A 17,638-nucleotide genomic window follows, 5' to 3' on the forward strand; every position below is an offset into this window, starting at 1 on the left:
ACGGCACAGGAATCTTCCGTACCGGGGCGCCCGGGTCCATCGAGGATTTCTTAAGCGGCGCCGCAGGTTTCCTTCAGACCTGTGGGTCAGCGGGTCCGGTCACGCTCGAAACAGGCGGTCTGCTCGGTGTACAGGGCGGGCACCTGTCGGCCGCGACCCGACAGGCTCATTTCTGGCCCCCGACGGCACCGCAGTAATCGCTTACAGGCTGAGTGAGACCGCCGCGTCCCCACAACACCCCGCCGCCCCATGGCTTCTGGGTAGAAAGGAACACAGAAAGACGCCGGACCTCTTGCACCTCACAGCAACCGCTTACATGCTGTCGCGCAATCGCCACCGCCCCTGTGCCCCGCGCCCTTGACGCCCCTCCGCCCCGACACCTCCGGCCTCCGGGAGCCCGCATGCCCCTGCCCCTCTCCGGCCCCACCGGGCCCAGCCGTCGCTCCCTGCTCGCGGCCGGGGCGGCGTCCGCCGTCATGCCGTCGGTCGCGGGCACCACGGCGTGGGCCGCCGACCACGAGAGCGCCTACGACGCCCTCCTCGAACGCGCCGCGACCCAGCTCACCGGCGGCGCGTTCGACGCCGGCGATCCCGACTTCGCCGCGGCGCTCAAGGCCCTGGACACCCAAGCGGCCACCTGGTGGCGGCAGTTGGACCGCTCGGCGGGCAGGACCGCGCTGTGGCCGGACCTCTCCCCCGCCTCGGAGCCCGGCAACTTCGGCCAGAGCTACACCCGTCTGCGCACCCTCGCCACGGCCTGGGCCACCCCCGGCACGTCCCTCAGCGCCCCGCCCGGCACCGCGTCCGGGGCCGGCACGGGCGCGGACGTCGTCGGGACGCTCCTCGACGCACTGCGTTTCCTGCACGCCACCGGCTACCACCCGGGCCGCCCGGAGTCCGGCAACTGGTGGTTCTGGGAGATCGGGGCGCCGGGCGCCCTGATGGACACCTGCGTCCTGCTGCGCGAGCGGATGCCGGCGCAGGACCTGGCCGCCTACACGGCGACGGTCGCGCGCTTCTGCCCGGACCCCGACCGCCGCGCCAACACGCCCTCGCTCCCGGAGACCGGCGCCAACCGCGCCGACAAGGCCGTGATCGTGGCCCTGCGCGGCCTGCTCGCCCGGGACCCGGCCACGGTGGCGCTCGCGCGCGACGGCCTGTCCGACGTCCGGGACGGCGGCCGGAACAGCCTCTTCAGGTACGTCACTTCGGGCGACGGCTTCTACGAGGACGGCTCGTTCGTCCAGCACGGCTCCGTCGCGTACACCGGCACGTACGGCAGTGTCCTGCTCGGCGCCGCCGGCCGGCTGATCGCGCTGCTCGCGGGCTCCGCGTGGGCGGTCGAGGACCCGCGTACGTCGGTGCTGTACGACGCGGTGGACCGGACGTTCGCACCGGTGATCTTCGACGGGCTGATGATGGACGCCCTGCGCGGCCGTGCGGTGTCGCGGGAGGAGGCGCGGGACCACCACGACGGCGCGGCGGCCGTCTCCCACATCCTCCACCTGGCCACGGGCGCCCCCGACACCTGTGCGTGGCGCTGGCGCTCGCTGGCCAAGGGGTGGATCCGCCGCAACACCACCACCCCCTATGCGGGCCTGGTCGGCATCCCCGCGCTGGCGCGCGCCAAGGCCGTCCTGGACGACCCGTCGATTCCCGCCGCCGAACGGCTCACCGGCCACCATGTGTTCGCCGACATGGACCGGGTGGTGCACCGGCGGCCGGGCTGGGCCCTGACGCTGTCGCTCTCCTCCCGGCGGATCGCCGCGTACGAGGCGGGCAACGGCGAGAACCTCCACGGCTGGTACACCGGCGACGGCATGACCTACCTGTACCACGGCGACGATCTCGGGCAGTTCGGGGACGGCTTCTGGGCGACCGTGGACCCGTACCGCCTGCCGGGCACGACCGTGGACACCCGCGCCCGCGCCGACATCGGCGCCGGAGCGGGCACCGGCACCTACCGCCCGAAGAACGCCGTGGCGGGCGGCGCGGCCCTGGACGGCCGCTACGGCGCCGCCGCCATGGAGCTGCTCGCCGACGGCAGCACCCTGCGCGCCCGCAAGGCGTGGTTCTGCCTGGACAATGCGGTGCTCGTGCTCGGCGCGGGCATCAACGCGAGCGACGGCCGCACGATCGAGACGGTCGTCGAGAACCGCCGCATCCACGGACAAAGCGACGAACTCCCCGGGCCCGGCGGGCCTACCGGGGCCCTGACCGTGGACGGCCGCCCGCAACCCGGCCACCCGGGCTGGTCCGCGCGGCTGGACGATGCGCGGTGGGCGCACCTGTCGGGCACCGGCGGCTACGTCTTCCCGGACTTCCCCGGCCGGGCCGACGCCCTCGGCCTGCGCGCGCTGCGCGAAGAACGCACCGGCAGATGGCGCGACATCAACACGGGGGCGGACACGGCGGGCGGCACGACGCCGCTCACACGGCGCTATCTCACGCTCTGGCTCGACCACGGCGCCTCCCCCTCCGACGCCTCGTACGCCTACGTCCTGCTGCCCGGCGCGAGTCCCGCCGCGACCGAGGCCTGGGCGCTGGGCCGCCCGGTGCGGATCGTCGCCAACGACACGACCGCCCAGGCCGTCGAGGCACCCCGCGCCGGTCTGCTCGCCGCGCACTTCTGGCGGCCGGGCCGCGCCGCCGGGCTCGTCTCGTCCGGGCCGGGCACGGTCCTCGTCCGGCGCGGTGCGCAGAGCACGTCGGTGGCCGTCGCCGATCCCGGCCGCACGGAGACGACCCTCAGCGTGGAACTCCCCTTTCCCGTACGCAAGGTGCTCCGCGCGGACGACACCGTGACCCTCACCCCGGGGCGGCACCCTGTCGTCACCGTCCGGGTCGGCGGCTCCCGGGGCCGCACGCACACCGCGGAGGTCGTCTGAATGTCCGCGCCGCGCAGCTGGCTGCCGCCCGCCGACCGTGTCCTGTCCCCGCTGACCGGCTGGACGAGAGCGCACTGGGAGGCGCTCGCCGACCGGCAGTTGGAGGCGCTGGTGCCCTACGCGACGCCGGGCTTCGCGCAGTACCGCCTGCCGGGGCGCCAGAGCTGCTCGGGGGCGGTGTCGGACGGCCTCGAAGGCTACGCGCGCTCATTCCTGCTGGCCTCCTTCCGGATCGCCGGGGCGGGCGGCGAGGTGGACCCCCGCCTGACAGAACGCTACGCGCGGGGTCTGACAACGGGCACCGACCGGGCCGGCGCCGAGGCGTGGCCGCAACTCACCGACCGCTCCCAGCAGATGGTCGAGGCCGCCTCCATCGCGATCGGGCTGCACGAGACCCGCCCCTGGATCTGGGACACGCTCGACACCCGGGTCCGGGAGCGGGTCGTCGACTGGTTTTCCGGGTTCATCGGGGCGAAGACCTGGGACAACAACTGGCGTCTCTTCCAGGTGGTGACCGAGCAGTTCCTCGCCTCGGTCGGCGCGCCCCACAGCCGGTCGGACATCGAGGGCGGGCTGGACCGCATCGAGGACTGGTACCGCGGCGACGGCTGGTACAGCGACGGCGACGGGCGCAACTTCGACCACTACATCGGCTGGGCCATGCACCTGTACCCGCTGCTGTGGGCCCGGATGGCCGGCGAGGACGACGGTGGCCGCGGCGCGCTCTACCGCGAGCGCCTCGCCCGGTTCCTGACCGTCCACCCGCACTTCTTCGGCGCCGACGGCGCCCCCGTCCATCAGGGCCGCTCCCTGACCTACCGCTTCGCGGCGGCCGTGCCCGCCTGGATGGGTGCCCTCGTGCGCTGCACGCCCCTGGCGCCCGGCCTGACCCGGCGGCTCGCCTCCGGCGCGGTGCGGCACTTCGTGGAGCGCGGCGTCCCCGACGAGCGGGGGCTGCTGCCGCTCGGCTGGTACGGCACGTTCCCGCCCGCCACCCAGCCCTACTCGGGTCCGGCGTCACCGTACTGGTCGAGCAAGGCCTTCCTCGGTCTGCTGCTGCCCGCCGACCACCCGGTGTGGACGGAGCGCGAACTGCCGCTCCCCGTCGAGGAGTACGACCAGTACACGGCGCTCCCCCGGCCGGGCTGGCTCCTGCACGGCACCCGGCACGACGGCATCGTGCGGCTGATCAACCACGGCAGCGACCACAACCCCCTGGCGGGCCCCGCCCAGGACGACCCGCACTACGCCAAGTTCGGCTACTCCACGGCGAGCGCCCCCGAGACCGCCCCGCGCGCGTGGGAGCGCCGCGTCGACGGTCACCTCGCCCTGCTCGCCCCGGACGGCACGCCCTCGCGGCGCCTGCGCATCCACCCCTTGCGCTGCGCGGGACGGCTCGCCGCCTCCCACCACGACGCCCGCCTGCCTGGCCACGACGGCACGTTCCCCGTCGTGACGACGAGCGCTCTGCACGGCCCGTGGGAGATCCGCGCGCACCGGCTGCGGGCCCCGGCCGGCGCGACGGTCCGCGAGGGCGGCTACGCGGTCGCGGACGCGGCATGCCCGCACGTCGAATCCGGCCCCGGCTGGGCCCTCACCCGCACGGCGACGGGCCTCACCAGCGCCCTGGTGGCCCTGCACGGCTGGCAGGAGGAGACGGGCGTCGCCCGCGAGGTCGCGGCCAACGCCTACGGGCCGCACTCCGCGACGCCCTTCCTCGCCTTCCCGGACCATCCGGGCGGGCACAGCGTCCATGTCACGCTGGTCATCCTCGCACGGGACACGATCAACGCGCGGGCACTGCGCGAGGGCGTCACCTGTGCCGTGGACGAGGACGGCGTACGGGTCCGGTTCCCCGACGGGACGGAGCTGGAGCTGTGAGCGGGGTCAGATGAAGCCGTCCTCCCGCCGGTGGATCTGCTCCACCAGTTCCGCCGCCATCGCCTTGATCGTGTCGAGCCCCGCCCGCCCCCAGCGGCGCGGCTCGACGTCGACCACACAGACCGTGCCGAGCACGATGCCCGTGCGGTCGACGAGGGGCGCGCCCAGGTAGGAGCGGATGCCGGTCTCGTCCACCACGGGGTTGCCCGCGAACCGCGGGAAGTCGCGGACGTCCTCCAGGACGAGGGCCTTGCGGCGCACCACCACGTGCGGGCAGTAGCCGTGGTCGCGGGCCATGTAGCGGCCCACGGAGCTGCCCTGCGGGTGCAGGCCGGCGAAGAACTGGCGGTGCTCGTCGATGAAGTTGACCATCGCGTACGGTGCGCCGGTCAGCTCCGCGAGGCGGCCCGCGAAGTGGTCGAAGGCCGGCTCGACGCGGTCCCCGATGCCCAGACCGCGCAGCCGCCGCACGCGCGCCGGGGCCTCCTTGTCGACGGGGGTGAGCAGCAGGTGGCCGGCCGGGTCGTACCTCACGTGTGGGCTCCGTAACTGGGCTCCGGCGCGTGGTTGAGGAGGTGTTTGACGAGGATGAGGAGCGTCTGGATGCCCGAGCTGGAGATCCGCGCGTCACAGCGGACCACGGGCACCCGCGGGTCGAGGTCGAGGGCGGACCGCACCTCCTCGGGCTCGTAGCGGTGGGCGCCGTCGAATTCGTTGATCGCGACGATGAAGCCCATGCCGCGCTGCTCGAAGAAGTCCACGGCCGCGAAGCAGTCCTCCAGGCGGCGGGTGTCCACGAGCACCACCGCGCCGAGGGCGCCCTCGGACAGCTCGTCCCACATGAACCAGAACCGCTCTTGGCCGGGCGTGCCGAACAGGTACAGCACGTGTTCGGGGTCGAGCGTGATGCGTCCGAAGTCCATGGCGACGGTCGTCGTGGTCTTGTTCTCCACGCCCGACAGGTCGTCGGTGGCCTCGCTGACCGTGGTGAGCAGTTCCTCCGTGCTCAGCGGAGCGATCTCGCTGACCGCGCCCACGAAGGTCGTCTTGCCCACCCCGAAACCGCCGGCCACCAGGATTTTCAGCGCGGTGGGAAAGGGGTCGGAGGTGGGGAAGGGGTCAGAGCTGTCGTCGTAATCCATCGAGCACTGCCTCCAACAGGGACCGGTCGGTCGGGTTGTGGTAGAAGTCCGGGGCCTTCGTGGTGAGGGCCCCGGAGTCGAGGAGATCGCAGAGGATCACTTTGGCCACGGCGGCGGGCAGCTTCAGCTGCGCCGCGACCTCGGCGACGGACGTCGGGGTACCGCACAGCCCGAGGGCCGCGGAGTGCTCGGGCCCGAGGTAGCCGAGGGGGGTCGCCCCGGTGGCCATCACCTGGGAGAGCAGGTCGAGTTGGGTGGTCGGTCTGGTCCGTCCGTCGCTGACGGTGTAGGGACGCACGAGCCGTCCGGCGGCGTCGTCGAGCCAGGGCCCGTCGTGCGGGGCCGCCACGCTCAGCGCCTCATCGACGCGGGTTCCCCGGCGGGCTGCCGGGGCGCGGTGATCAGGTACGGGCGCACGCTCTTGACCAGCATCGCCATCTCGTAGCCGAGGATGGCGGCGTCCGCCTCGCGGCCCGCGAGGACGGCGAGACAGGTGCCGGAGCCGGCGGTGGAGACGAACAGGAGGGTCGAGTCCAGTTCCACGACGACCTGGCGGACGTCCCCGCCGTCGCCGAAGCGGATGCCGGCGCTGCGCCCCAGCGAGTAGAGGCCCGAGGCGAGGGCCGCCATGTGGTCGGCGCTGTCCGGGTCGAGGCCGTGCACCGACTTCACGAGGCCGTCGGACGAGAGCAGGACGGCACTGCGGGTGTGCGGCACGCGCTGCACGAGGCCGCTCATCAGCCAGTCGAGATCGGATACATGGCCGGTCGGCGCATCGCTCGCCATGGTGGATCGACTCCTTGGGGTACGACGTACGAGGGTCAGCGGGTGCGGGGACGGTGGGGGGCGGCGGGGCGTCATGGTGTGGGCCGACCGCCTTGCTCGCGCCCGTCCCCGGGGAGGCCGCCGCCGCGTGGGGTGGGGTCGCGCGCGTCCTGCGCCTGGGCCAGGCCGATGCCGCGCTGGAACGCGGCCATGAGCCCGGGGTCGTGGCCGACGAGGTGCTCGCTGTCGGGGCGCGGCGCCGGGGCGTCCCGCAGTTGGGGGGCGAGGTGTTCCTGCGCCCGGCGCTTGGGGAGCTGGGGCCGGTCGACGCGGTCCGGCGCCGCGCCGCCCAGGGGCGTGAGCGGTGCCGCCGCGTGCTCGGCGGCGGCCCGCCGGTCCTCGGGCCGGATGCCGGGCACGGCGTCGGCGGGTGTCGGCCGGTCCTGGCGGGCGCCGCGCACGGGCAGGGGCGCGGGTACGAGGCCCTTTGCGCGGGCGGCACCCCCTACGCCGCCGCCCTGTCCTGGCCCTCCGTCTCCTACGGGGGGCACGTCTTGTACGGGGGGCACGTCTTGTACCGGCGATACAGCTTGTACAGAAAGCACGTCTTGTACGGCTGCTGCACCCGATACGCCCTGCACTCCTTGCACCCCTTGTAGGCCTGGGAGGGCGGACGCCGTCGATGCCACGGCGGACCCGATCGGCGCGGTCGGCACATCGTGTTGTACGGGCGATACGTTCCGCCCGTCGCCCGAGGCGCCCCGCGCTGCCTCCTCGGCTGCCGGACGGCGGCGTACGTCGGCGACGGGCTCCGCCTGCGGCTCGGCACCCAACAGGGCTTGGGGCAGGATCAGTACGGCCTGCACACCGCCGTAGATGTTGCTCTGGAGGCGGACCGCGACGCCGTGCCTGCGGGCTAGGGCGGAGACGACGAAGAGCCCGATCCGCCCGTCCTGGAGCAGGCTCGCGACATTCACCTGGTCGGGGTCGGCGAGCAGGCGGTTCATCTTGTCCTGCTCCGCGAGGGGCATCCCGAGGCCCCGGTCCTCGACCTCGACGGCGAGCCCGGCGGTCACGAGGTTGGCGCGCAGCAGGACTTGGGTGTGCGGGGCGGAGAACACGGTGGCGTTCTCGACGAGTTCCGCGAGCAGGTGGATGACGTCGGCGACGGCGTGCCCGCGCAGGGTGCCGTCGATGGGCGGCACCAGTTTGACGCGGGAGTACTGCTCGACCTCGGCGATGGCGGAGCGCATCACCTCCGTCATCGAGACGGGGTTGCTCCACTGGCGGCGCGACACGGCGCCGCCGAGCACGGCGAGGTTCTCCGCGTGCCTGCGGATGCGGGTCGCCAGGTGGTCCACGTGGAAGAGGCCCTTGAGCAGTTCGGGGTCCTCCACCTCGTTCTCCAGCTCGTCGAGCAGGGAGATCTCGCGGTGCACCAGCGATTGCAGGCGCCGGGCGAGGTTGACGAAGACCTCGACCTTCTGTTCGCTGCCCGCGTGCCCGGAGAGCTGTGCGGCCTGCACGACGGCGTCGACGGCGACGCCCTGGGCGCGGGACAGCTCGTCCGCGAGCTGGTCGAACTCGTCCCCGCCGGGCCGGGGTCCGGGTGGTGTGCCGCGCGCGGGCGGCTGATCGCCTCGGCGCAGCTGTTCCACGACGCCGCGCAGCTCGGACTGGCCGCGCGCGGCGGTGCGCCGCAGGGCGCCGAGCCGGTCGTGCACGGACCTGGCGGCGCGGTCGGCCGCCACGGCGGCGATCACGATGCCGGTGAGGCCGACGAGGACCGCGGCGGTGAGCACTGCGAACAGGGCGGGCCCGGGCCGGGCGCCGGTGGACCTCAGGGTGAACAGCACGGCCGCGCAGGCGCTCAGCCCGACGGCGACGGCGGGCAGCACGGCGATCCGCAGGAGCTGGGGCCGTATGTGCGTCTCGGGCAGGGCCAGGGCGGCCCGGCTGCCGGGCCTGCCGTGCCGTCCGCCCTCACGGCGGTCTGCGCGGGCGGCCGGTGCGCGTAGGTGCGACATCTGCGTCCTCGGTACGTTGCGACGGGGCTTCGGCGGGTGGTCCGACTCCTCGTGGGTGCGGCATGTTTTCGGCAGCGCCGTGCCGGCCGGCAGGTCGCGATGGCATGCCTGCTCTCGTGATCGCTGCGTCGCCCGACGGCCACTCACGGTAGTCGGCGCGGCATCACGTGCGGTGGGCAGTTGACAAAGTCTGCGGGGGTGCGTCCCGCTCTGGTATGACGTCTCGTACGGGCGTCTGATTCACGCCGTACGTACGTTTCCGCCACAACTGCTCAGGCTGTTGACATCGAACTTTTCGACAGCCCAGCCGTAAGCAGGTTCGTTGAGACGCGGACCTGCAAGCAGCGCAGGCCGCACGGCCGGCACCGTGCCGCAGAAGTTGGCGGGGAGCCGACGTCGGCCCACGTCGAAACGCTCATGAGCGGGGTGGTGGCACGGGGCGGGTGGCGAGGTGGTCCTGAAGTTCACGATGGCGGAACTGCCATGCCGTCCCGGACACGCGCAGGATGCCCAGTTCATAGCAGACGTCGAGGAAGCGCCCCAACCGCCACGGTAGCTTCCTGCGTATGTGCAGGAGGAGCGCGAAATACCGCAGGGCTGCCGAGCCGCCTGCGACAGGGAGACCAAAAATGAACGCCCCGATCATCAACCCGAAAAAGGACACCGTCAAAAAGGGAAGATCCCCAAAGCTGACTCCGTAAAGGGTGTTGAACGCGAGCAGACTTACGAGCCCGGAAAGGAATGTGGCCGCGACCGCTGTCACGGGTCCGAACACGATCGCAGCCGTGAGGTCCATGCGGATGAGGTGATGGGGAAGGACTCCCGCTTGCTCCTGTTTACTCATGAGCCCGCGTGCGAGACCGGCCGCGAGCCCTGTCGCGAGCCCGAACGCCAGGCCGACCACGAGGCTGTCCTGGAGCAGCCATGGGTCACTGGCCTCATTCGTCGCATAGAAGAAGCCGAAAATACTATAGAACAGGCCGAAGAAAACCAGGAAACCGATCGAGAAACCGACCGTGGAACCCAATGCAAGAGCGCGTCGGCCGGCCGGGGTACGAAGGCGACCAAAGTCGATCCGCCATGGCTTCGGCCATGCTGAACGGTAGAGCACCGCGAAACAGAGGAGGAACGCCCATGGCACTACCAACTCGAAAGAGTCACCCGCTACCAGAAGTCCGGCAAGACTGACCAGCAGGAGTGGCGCCGTCACGGCCAGAACACGTTCGGTCCACCGTGTCCGATGCTTCCCGCCCAAGGGCCACAGTTCGTGGAGGACCAGGTCGGTGCTGCTCAGCGCACGCCCTGCGACGTATCGGGGTGGGCCGTCTTGGGGGCCGCTGTTGTCATTGAGGTAACGGGCGAGGAAGGCCAAGTTGCGCCAGACGGTGTCGGCGGTGTGCGTACCCGATGGCCGGGGGATGCCGTCCGATTCACGGTGGCGTGTGGCCACCGCGGCACCGATGTAGTGGTCCAAGAGGTACTCGTAAAGATGCCCGCCGGGGGCCAGCACGAGCAGATCGCCGGGATCACGCAGGTATCTCCCATCGACGGTGCGCTCCTCGAAGACAGTGGCGACGAGAGTCAGGCGCCAGGGTGTATCCAGTACCTCGGCCAGCAGAGTGTGTGCCGGTTGAACGGTGCCGACCGGACCCGCCGTCATTGCGTCCAGGGCGGAGAGAACCGGCTGCCAGCGGTCTCGACCCCGCTCCGTACCGGCCACGCGTTGCGACAAGTATCGATGGGCGCGGGAAGCGTCGACGCGGGCCACGGCAACGTGTGCCACGATCCGGGGCTCTGTTCCTGCTTCCACCAGGGCCTGATAGTGGGCGTGCCGACAGGTCACGACGACCGGACAGTGTTCGCCACCGTGCTCGAACCGTTCGATGCGGCGGAGGAAGGCGGCGGCGCGTGAGGTGTAGCCGGGGGCTGTGCCCGGGTCCATTTCGTCCAGACCGTCGATGACCGGCAGAACGAGGTTGGCGTCCACCAGACGGGCGGCTTCGCGGCGGGGAAGACGATAAACATCGGTCAGGTGTGTCCGCAGCCAGTCCCGTATGCCGCTGCCGGGCCAGGATGCCGCGGTCAGTCGTACCGGCACCGGCTCCTGCGGGGAACGTTCCTTGGCCAAGCCCAGTATCAAGGACAGGGCGAGCACGGTTTTTCCGGTTCCCGCGTCACCGCCCATCCGCCCGTCCCGGCCCTCGGACGGTGTACCGGTGATAACCATCCGCCCGGGCCGCAGGCTGCGGTAGTACTCGGCGATCCCCTCCAGCGTTCCGTCGGCGCGCGAACTGCTCATCCCTGTGGCCGTGACCGTGAAAGCGAGGTCGATCCGCCCGTCCGGCGCGGCAGGCCCACTGCCCAGCAACTGCCGGTACTGCACGCCCTCCACCCGCGCCACCAGTCCGGCGAGTTCGTCCGCGATCACCGAGGCCGTGCGCTGGTTGTGCAGGGCCTGGATTCCCGCCCACGCTCCCCATCCCCCGAGGACCACACCCACCAGGCTGGGCAGGAGAGCCAGGACCCCTGCCGGGTCGGGCTTCTCCCCCTTCGTCTGCGGCAGCGTGTCCACCGTCCACCACAGGCCGACCAAGCACACCCCAACGCTGAACACCACTGCCGAGACTCCCCCGGCACGCCTTCGATGCACCATGAGCACATCATGGCTCAAGGGACCATCACGAGACCCTGGATCACCGGTACTGAAGGCCGCCGCCCGGTTCCTACCTGGCCGCGGCGCTACGACGGGTGAGCAGCGCGCCCAGTGCGATCATGCCGATGCCGAGGACGAAGTGCAGCCAGTCGTCGGCGTTGTTGAGCGGTACGAAGTTGGCGCTGCTGTGGTGGTCGATGAGTAGGCCGTAGAGCCACAGCACCAGATAGACGGCTCCTCCGGCCAGCAGGAATGTCCGGGCTCCGGAGACGGTCCGGGCCAGGGCCAGACCCGCGACGCCGAAGGCCAGGTGCACCAGGTTGTGCAGGATGGAGACCTGGAAAACGCCCAGCAACTCCGCGCCCGAGTCGTGGGACGCGAACTTCATGGTGTCGTAATCCGTGGTGATTCCCGGAATGAAGCCCAGCACTCCTACCAGCAGGAACACCGCTCCGACGAGCAGGGCCGCCCGCTGGACCGGGCTACGGGAACCCCGTGTGGCGCGTGTACGTGCGGTCATGACGGCGACCTTCCTTCTCAACAGCCTTCGCGGCCGGCGCCCACTGACGAGCTATCAGTTCCCTTCCACGGACTCGCGGTCTTCCTCGTCCGTGTCTTCGCCTTCCGCCTGTGAGGGAGTGGTGCGGGGCGGCTCAGGGGCGTCGGACGTCGGCTGCTCGCCATTCGACGCGGTGTCCTGCTCTCGCTCGCCCTCGGCCTGTGACGGTGTCTGCTCGCTCATGTTGCCTCCGTGCCGGATGTGTCGGTGTCAGGCCCGTGCAGGCACCCCGTCCCGGCCCCTTTACCCTCCAAAAGCACACCACCGATCGGGCTCGATGGCGACCGGAGCGGGGATCACCGCAAGAAACTGCGGAAGCGGAACACCTTCGCCTCACCGCCCTCCTCGTCCTCAGCAGCGCACTGGTGTCAACCCGGAGAACGGCGGGGCCATTCTCTGGCAGCACCTGTTCTGGTTCTGCGGGCACCCCTAGGCCCACATCCTCGCGCTACCGTTCTTCGGTGTGATCACCGAGATCCTCCCCGAGTTCTCCCGCAAACCGATCTTCGAATACATGGGGCTCGTCGGCGCCACCATCGCGATCACCGGCCTGTCCGTGACGGTGTGGGCGCACCACATGTTCGCGACCGGCGCGGCACTGCTGCCGTTCTTCGCATTCATGACCTATCTGATCGCCGTACCCACCGGCGTGGAGCTCTTCCCCGTGTTACCGCGTCGCCGGCACCACCAGACCGGGGAAGTCGGCGACGAACGGGCCGAGGTCCTGTGCCGCATGTCGAAAGCGCGAAGGTGCACGTCCATGACGATCTGGGTCCACGGTCATGCACGCCAGGCGTAAGGGAAGCACCCGAAGGGCACAGCCGAGCGGGGAAGTCCCCGATGGCCCGCCGCGTGCCGCGTTCAGGCAGTCAGGAGCGAGTCGTCCTCCACGCGAGCGCCCGGCAGGCAGTGGCGGGCCGCGACAAGGGCCGCCTCGATGTCGCGCGTACCGGTCGATACACACAGGGTGTAGGCGACGTCCTCCATGCGCTGGCGCGCCTCGGCGCTGCCGTCTTCGGCGTGCAGGGCCCGCAGGGTCTCGTACTGCTCGACCAGATCCTTCAGCACTGCCGGGTGCGCCATCAGCATGGGAAGCTCTCCTTCACCAGATCCAGGTGGGTACTACATCCATCGTTTGCCCCACGCCTGGACCGCCATGCCGACATATTTTCGGTCATCATCGGAGGGCGCAGCGCGGTCGGTGGGCAGGGCTTGTCGGTGCCGATGCTCACCGCTTCGCCCCGTGCGAGGCGCCCTCCCCCGCCCGGCAGGTGGCCGAATCCATACGGGCAGCGGCCCAGGACTGCACGATGATCTCGCGGTCGGTGCGCTGCGGCGATGTGGTGCGTCGTCGGCACGCCTTGGCGGGGTTCAGCTCATCGAGCTGCCGGTGAGTTGATGGATTCCTCCCGGCAGCTGCCATCGCAGAGTCGGCGCATTCCGGGAGGCGTGACGGGAACCTGGGCCCGTGAAGTCGTACCGCACAACTCCGGGCACCTCCGGCCCGGCCGGTCCGGCCACCGGGCCGTCGTAGAGGGTGATCGTCTCCCCTGACGCGTTGAAGGGATACACCGGTGACAGCGATGTCTCGGCGTTGAGGTCGGTTGATGCGGCAGACATGCGCCGCACCGCAGACGCTGCCACCGACACCGGCCGAGCCGGAGGACGCTTCAGCGTCCGGACCATCGCGCCGAGCTCGTCGCCGACCGACGTCACCGCTCGCCCGCGAGGTCGAGATCACCCCTGCTCGTCTCGGCCGCACCCTGAGCACCTCGGGGACCGCGCCAGGGAGGGGCGATCGGGTCGGAGACCGCCCGCCACCACGCCTCCCCCGGCAGGTTCCCCGTCGGCTCGAACGGCTCGCCCGGCTGCGGGAACGCCACCGCCTGGCCGGCCTCCTCGGCCGCGTCCCTCGTCCACTCCCCCGGCTCCGCCCACGCGTGCAGCGCCAGGTTGAACGTGCCCCAGTGGATCGGCAGCATCACGCCGCTCGCCCGGCCGCCCTGGAGATCCAGGTGGGTCCGCACGCCCTCTTCGGGGGTCATGTGGATGTCCGGCCAGAAATCGGAGTAGGCGCCGATCTGGATCATCGTGACGTCGAACGGCCCGTGCTCGGCGCCGATCTCGCGGAAGCCCGGGAAGTAACCGGTGTCCCCGCTGTGGAAGACGCGGTGCTCGGGCCCGGCGACCACCCAGGACGCCCACAGCGTGTGCTGCTGGTTGCGCAGGCCCCTGCCGCAGAAGTGCCGCGCCGGCGTCGCCGTCAGGGTCAGCCCCGCGACCTGCGTCGACTCCTGCCAGTCCAGTTCGCGGAGCCGGTCGGCGGGGACGCCCCAGCGCTCCAGGTGGGCGCCGACGCCGAGCGGCACCACGAACACCGTGCCGGTCCCGGCCAGCGCCTTGATGGTGGGCATGTCCAGATGGTCGTAGTGGTCGTGCGAGATGACCACGGCGTCGACCGGCCCGAGGGCCGCGAGCGGCACCGGCACGGGGTGCAGCCGCTTGGGCCCGGCGAAGGAGAACGGCGAGCACCGCTGGCCCCACACCGGGTCGAAGAGCACGCGTCGCCCGTCGAGCTCGGCGAGGACGCTGGAATGCCCCATCCAGGTGATGCGCAGTCCGTCGGCCGGCGGCTTCGCGAGGTCCGCGAGGGTCGTGGCGTGCACGGGGATCGTCCCGGCGGGGCCCCGGCGCGCGCGCTCCTCCTTGCGGAAGTAGACCTTCGCGAACTCCTTCCTGGAACCCGACGGCCTGATGCGCGCCCCCACGGGGTTGCGGAAGGACCCGTCGGCCACGGAGAAGTTCGGCGACCTGCGGATCCGCGCCAGCCGCGCGCCCGCCGGATCCGCGCCGAAGGCGGGGGTCCGCAGGGTGCGGAGCCCGGGAATCAGGGACCGGGACACGGGACCTCCAGAAAGGGGGGACTGGCCTCCCATTATGTCCACCGCCCGTGCTGCCACATTCCCGCGGGGCCGACGTGCGGCACCCGGCGGCCGCGATGTCACATTCCGCGGGCCGTGATCCGTCCCTTCAGTAGTCCGGTGAACGACACCGGAGGACGACGTCCGGCGAGCACCGCCGGCGGACGACATCGGAGGTGGCCCCATGGCCCGCATCTCGCTCACCCCGCGCCGCACCCTCTTCTTCCGCCTCATGGAGTGGTACTCCGAGCGCACCTACGGCAAGGTCCTCGACCCCGGCAGGGCCCTGGCCCACCACCCGCGCGCACTGTGGACCTACCTCCGCTTCGAGCAGGGCGTGGCCAAGTGGAACAAGCTGGACGCCGACCTCAAGGAGCTCGCCGTACTGGCGTCGGCCGCCTCGATCGGCTGCGCGTGGTGCATGGACTTCGGCTACTGGGAATCGCACCGGCGGGGCATGGCCCCCCGGAAGCTGCGGGACGTCCCGGCCTGGCGGGACAGTGAGGCGTACACCCCGCTGGAGCGCGACGTCATGGAGTACGCGGAGGCGATGACCGCGAACCCGCCGACCGTCGGGGACGAACTCGCCGAGCGCCTGCGCACCCGCCTCGGTGAGCCCGCCTTCGTCGAACTGACCGCCATGATCGCCGTGGAGAACTACCGCTCCCGGTTCAACTCCGCCCTCGGCCTGACCAGCCAAGGCTTCAAGGACTCCTGCGACCTGCGGGACCAGCGGGACCTGCGGGACTTGCGGGACCAGCCGGATACGGCGGCCCGGTGAGGCGGCGGCCGGGCGCCGCGCGCGCCGCTCGGTGCCGGCCGGCTCGTTCGGGGGGCGTACGCCGGGCGTGGGTAGGGTGCTCGGCGTGAAAGGCGTGCGGTTGAAGGTGTCGGAGCGGCGGGCGGAGATGCTGGCCGCCACCGTCGAGCAGATCGAGGCGCGGGGTGTGGCCGCCGTGCGGATCGCCGATGTCGCGGCGGCCCTCGGGGTGAGCAACGCGCTGGTGCTCTACCACTTCTCGTCCAAGGAGAAGCTCGTCGCCGCCGCCTTCGAGCACGCCGCCCGGCGCGATCTGACCCGGCTCCGCAAGCTCCTGGGCCGCCGCACGTCGGCGGTCCGCCGGCTGCGCGCGGCCGTACGGTGGTACGCGCCGACCGGGCAGGCCAAGGGCTGGCGGCTGTGGATCGAGGGCTGGTCGGCGGCCCTGCGCGAGCCGACGCTACGCGCGGTGACCGGCGAGCTGGACCGGCAGTGGAAGGCTGCGCTGGCCGAGGTCATCGCAGAGGGCGCCGCCCGGGGCGAGTTCCGGTGCGCGGACCCCATGGGAGCGGCGCTGCGCCTCACCGCCCTCCTCGACGGGCTCGCCGTGCAGATGACGGCCTACGAGGGGGCGGTCCCCCGCGCCCGGGCCCGTGGCTGGGCGGACGAGGCACTCGCCCGCGAACTGGGCCTGAACCGCGAGGAATTGACCGCCGCGTAGCCCGACGCCGACTCTGGCGCCCACCTCGCGGGGCGCCCACCTCGCGGGGCGCCGGGGCCGCAGGGCGCCGGGGGCGCGGGGGCGCGGGGGCGCGGGGGCGCGGGGCGCCGGGGCGCCGGGGCGCCGGGGCAGCAGAGCATCAGGCGTCTGACCGCCGCGCAACCGGCGCCCGCGCCCGCCGCAACAAACGCCGGGCGCCGGCGACAGCAGAGGGCCGAGCCAGAGCGCCAGGCCGACGAGGCGCCGATCCCCGGAACGGCCGGCGTGGGCGTCGCAGGGACCCGGCGGCGGGGCGTTACAGCGGCAGCAGGTCCGGGCGCTTGGCCAGTACGCGGTCGCCCGAACTCTCGCCCCGGATGCGTCGGCCGATCCACGGCACCAGGTACTCCCGCGCCCAGTGGACGTCGTCGCGCCGCAGATCGAGCGTGCCGCGCGGCGGCAACGGCGGCCACGCCTGGTCGGGGTCCGCAGGCACTTCGAGGCCGAGGACCTGGCCGGCGCGCAGGGCCACGCGCGTGTGCCCCTCGGCCGAGAGGTGCAGCCGGTCGCCGTCCCACGCGCGACGGTCCTGCACGGTCTTGAGGGACCACAGGTCGAGCACGGGGCAGCCGTAGCGGTCCGCGATCGCCCGGACATGCATGTTGTACGTGGCGATCTTGCCGCGCAGATGCTTGAGGACCGCGACGCCACGCGTGTCGAACCCGGTGGTCACCATGACCGTGCCGACGGCCGACGTCAGGTCGGCGACGGCCCGCTCGAAGCGCTCCGCCAGCTCGTCGGGGTCGGTGCCGGGGCGGATGATGTCGTTGCCGCCCGCGCAGAAGGACACGAGGTCGGGGGCCAGCTCCTTGGCCCGCGGCACCTGGTCGGCGACGATCTGGTCGAGCAGCTTGCCGCGCACGGCGAGGTTGGCATAGCGGAAGGTGTGCTCGGGTACCCGGTCGGCCAGCAGGACGGCGAGGCGGTCCGCCCACCCGACGAACGTACCGTCGGGGCCCGGGTCACCCACGCCTTCGGTGAAGCTGTCGCCGACCGCTGCGTAGGAGCTGAATACGCCGTTGTTGATGGGGTGATTGATGAAGGTTGTCGACTCTGCGCTCACGGAGTCATATCTTTCACCTCCCTAAGTGTCCTACGCCACCGTAGGGAGGGGTTGACGGAGGGTGAGATAACCCACCGGTCAAGATTCATTCAAAGGCGGAATAAGCACCGCTCCCCCTCGACGGTCCTGACGCCGCCCCCGTCGCACGCGTAGCGCCTGCTCCCCCGCCGCACCCGGCGCAACGGGCACACGCCGGCGTTCCTCGGACCCCGCGGCGGC

Annotated in this window: 15 protein-coding genes and 1 pseudogene; 5 read left to right on the plus strand and 11 right to left on the minus strand. The window is 71.7% G+C overall.

Annotated features, from left to right (window positions below; translation table 11 throughout):
- Positions 1–401: 401 nt before the first annotated feature.
- Together ACZ516_RS09055 and ACZ516_RS09060 are read left to right on the plus strand one after the other, a co-directional pair.
- The gene (locus tag ACZ516_RS09055; RefSeq protein WP_469009303.1) at positions 402–2,888 is read left to right on the plus strand and encodes a polysaccharide lyase 8 family protein; all 2,487 of its coding nucleotides are present in this window, start codon (positions 402–404) and stop codon (positions 2,886–2,888) included.
- Positions 2,889–4,769 (plus strand): DUF2264 domain-containing protein, encoded by a 1,881-nt coding sequence (locus ACZ516_RS09060; protein ID WP_469009304.1) that lies wholly within the window; start codon positions 2,889–2,891, stop codon positions 4,767–4,769. It begins immediately after the preceding gene.
- Positions 4,770–4,775: 6 nt separating this feature from the next.
- Here the strand turns inward: ACZ516_RS09060 and ACZ516_RS09065 are convergent, their stop codons facing one another.
- The 8 genes from ACZ516_RS09065 to ACZ516_RS09100 all read right to left on the minus strand — a co-directional run bounded on the left by ACZ516_RS09065 (position 4,776) and on the right by ACZ516_RS09100 (position 12,098).
- Positions 4,776–5,303, minus strand: coding sequence for a GAF domain-containing protein (locus ACZ516_RS09065; protein ID WP_361082407.1), 528 nt, complete (start codon positions 5,301–5,303; stop codon positions 4,776–4,778).
- A complete protein-coding gene (locus ACZ516_RS09070; protein ID WP_358577536.1) occupies positions 5,300–5,911 on the minus strand; it encodes a GTP-binding protein in 612 nt (203 codons plus the stop codon). Before ACZ516_RS09070 ends, ACZ516_RS09065 begins: the two co-directional genes overlap by 4 nt.
- Positions 5,889–6,260 carry a DUF742 domain-containing protein gene (locus ACZ516_RS09075; protein ID WP_469009306.1) on the minus strand — a complete coding sequence of 124 codons (372 nt, stop codon included), beginning with the start codon at positions 6,258–6,260 and terminating at the stop codon, positions 5,889–5,891. Before ACZ516_RS09075 ends, ACZ516_RS09070 begins: the two co-directional genes overlap by 23 nt.
- A gap of 2 nt (positions 6,261–6,262) precedes the next feature.
- Complete coding sequence (locus ACZ516_RS09080) at positions 6,263–6,697, minus strand: roadblock/LC7 domain-containing protein (RefSeq protein WP_358577531.1); 435 nt, start codon at positions 6,695–6,697, stop codon at positions 6,263–6,265.
- A 71-nt stretch (positions 6,698–6,768) separates the two neighbouring features.
- Complete coding sequence (locus ACZ516_RS09085; RefSeq protein WP_469009307.1) at positions 6,769–8,703, minus strand: sensor histidine kinase; 1,935 nt, start codon at positions 8,701–8,703, stop codon at positions 6,769–6,771.
- A gap of 415 nt (positions 8,704–9,118) precedes the next feature.
- Positions 9,119–11,320: an NACHT domain-containing protein gene (locus ACZ516_RS09090; protein ID WP_469009308.1), complete on the minus strand. Its 2,202-nt coding sequence runs from the start codon at positions 11,318–11,320 to the stop codon at positions 9,119–9,121.
- A gap of 106 nt (positions 11,321–11,426) precedes the next feature.
- Entirely contained in the window at positions 11,427–11,876 is a 450-nt protein-coding gene (locus ACZ516_RS09095) for a DUF4383 domain-containing protein (protein ID WP_361082399.1), read from the minus strand.
- A 54-nt stretch (positions 11,877–11,930) separates the two neighbouring features.
- Positions 11,931–12,098 (minus strand): hypothetical protein, encoded by a 168-nt coding sequence (locus tag ACZ516_RS09100; RefSeq protein ID WP_358577523.1) that lies wholly within the window; start codon positions 12,096–12,098, stop codon positions 11,931–11,933.
- 187 nt (positions 12,099–12,285) lie between these two features.
- Between ACZ516_RS09100 and ACZ516_RS09105 the strand changes: the two are divergent.
- Positions 12,286–12,576 (plus strand): annotated as a pseudogene (locus ACZ516_RS09105) (cbb3-type cytochrome c oxidase subunit I); the annotation flags it as partial.
- A 200-nt stretch (positions 12,577–12,776) separates the two neighbouring features.
- On the opposite strand, the gene ACZ516_RS09110 reads toward ACZ516_RS09105, so the two are convergent.
- Both ACZ516_RS09110 and ACZ516_RS09115 read right to left on the minus strand, forming a co-directional pair.
- Entirely contained in the window at positions 12,777–13,004 is a 228-nt protein-coding gene (locus ACZ516_RS09110) for a DUF5133 domain-containing protein (protein ID WP_469009309.1), read from the minus strand.
- Positions 13,005–13,627: 623 nt separating this feature from the next.
- Complete coding sequence (locus ACZ516_RS09115; RefSeq protein ID WP_469009310.1) at positions 13,628–14,818, minus strand: MBL fold metallo-hydrolase; 1,191 nt, start codon at positions 14,816–14,818, stop codon at positions 13,628–13,630.
- 202 nt (positions 14,819–15,020) lie between these two features.
- Here ACZ516_RS09115 and ACZ516_RS09120 point away from each other — a divergent pair, with 202 nt between their 5' ends.
- Both ACZ516_RS09120 and ACZ516_RS09125 read left to right on the plus strand, forming a co-directional pair.
- Positions 15,021–15,617 carry a carboxymuconolactone decarboxylase family protein gene (locus tag ACZ516_RS09120; protein ID WP_469009311.1) on the plus strand — a complete coding sequence of 199 codons (597 nt, stop codon included), beginning with the start codon at positions 15,021–15,023 and terminating at the stop codon, positions 15,615–15,617.
- A 127-nt stretch (positions 15,618–15,744) separates the two neighbouring features.
- Entirely contained in the window at positions 15,745–16,317 is a 573-nt protein-coding gene (locus ACZ516_RS09125) for a TetR/AcrR family transcriptional regulator (protein WP_358577694.1), read from the plus strand.
- 295 nt (positions 16,318–16,612) lie between these two features.
- On the opposite strand, the gene ACZ516_RS09130 is transcribed toward ACZ516_RS09125, so the two are convergent.
- Complete coding sequence (locus tag ACZ516_RS09130; protein ID WP_361082389.1) at positions 16,613–17,419, minus strand: SGNH/GDSL hydrolase family protein; 807 nt, start codon at positions 17,417–17,419, stop codon at positions 16,613–16,615.
- Positions 17,420–17,638 lie beyond the last annotated feature (219 nt).

The sequence above is a fragment of the Streptomyces sp. NPDC034037 genome (assembly GCF_055575715.1).

What these genes read in the sequence shown, in the direction of transcription:
- ACZ516_RS09055 (WP_469009303.1), top strand. Translation starts at nt 402, where the DNA reads ATGCCCCTGCCCCTCTCCGGCCCCACCGGGCCCAGCCGTCGCTCCCTG.
- ACZ516_RS09060 (WP_469009304.1), top strand. Translation starts at nt 2,889, where the DNA reads ATGTCCGCGCCGCGCAGCTGGCTGCCGCCCGCCGACCGTGTCCTGTCC.
- ACZ516_RS09070 (WP_358577536.1), bottom strand. Translation starts at nt 5,911, where the DNA reads ATGGATTACGACGACAGCTCTGACCCCTTCCCCACCTCCGACCCCTTT.
- ACZ516_RS09080 (WP_358577531.1), bottom strand. Translation starts at nt 6,697, where the DNA reads ATGGCGAGCGATGCGCCGACCGGCCATGTATCCGATCTCGACTGGCTG.
- ACZ516_RS09085 (WP_469009307.1), bottom strand. Translation starts at nt 8,703, where the DNA reads ATGTCGCACCTACGCGCACCGGCCGCCCGCGCAGACCGCCGTGAGGGC.
- ACZ516_RS09095 (WP_361082399.1), bottom strand. Translation starts at nt 11,876, where the DNA reads ATGACCGCACGTACACGCGCCACACGGGGTTCCCGTAGCCCGGTCCAG.
- ACZ516_RS09100 (WP_358577523.1), bottom strand. Translation starts at nt 12,098, where the DNA reads ATGAGCGAGCAGACACCGTCACAGGCCGAGGGCGAGCGAGAGCAGGAC.
- ACZ516_RS09110 (WP_469009309.1), bottom strand. Translation starts at nt 13,004, where the DNA reads ATGCTGATGGCGCACCCGGCAGTGCTGAAGGATCTGGTCGAGCAGTAC.
- ACZ516_RS09120 (WP_469009311.1), top strand. Translation starts at nt 15,021, where the DNA reads ATGGCCCGCATCTCGCTCACCCCGCGCCGCACCCTCTTCTTCCGCCTC.
- ACZ516_RS09125 (WP_358577694.1), top strand. Translation starts at nt 15,745, where the DNA reads ATGCTGGCCGCCACCGTCGAGCAGATCGAGGCGCGGGGTGTGGCCGCC.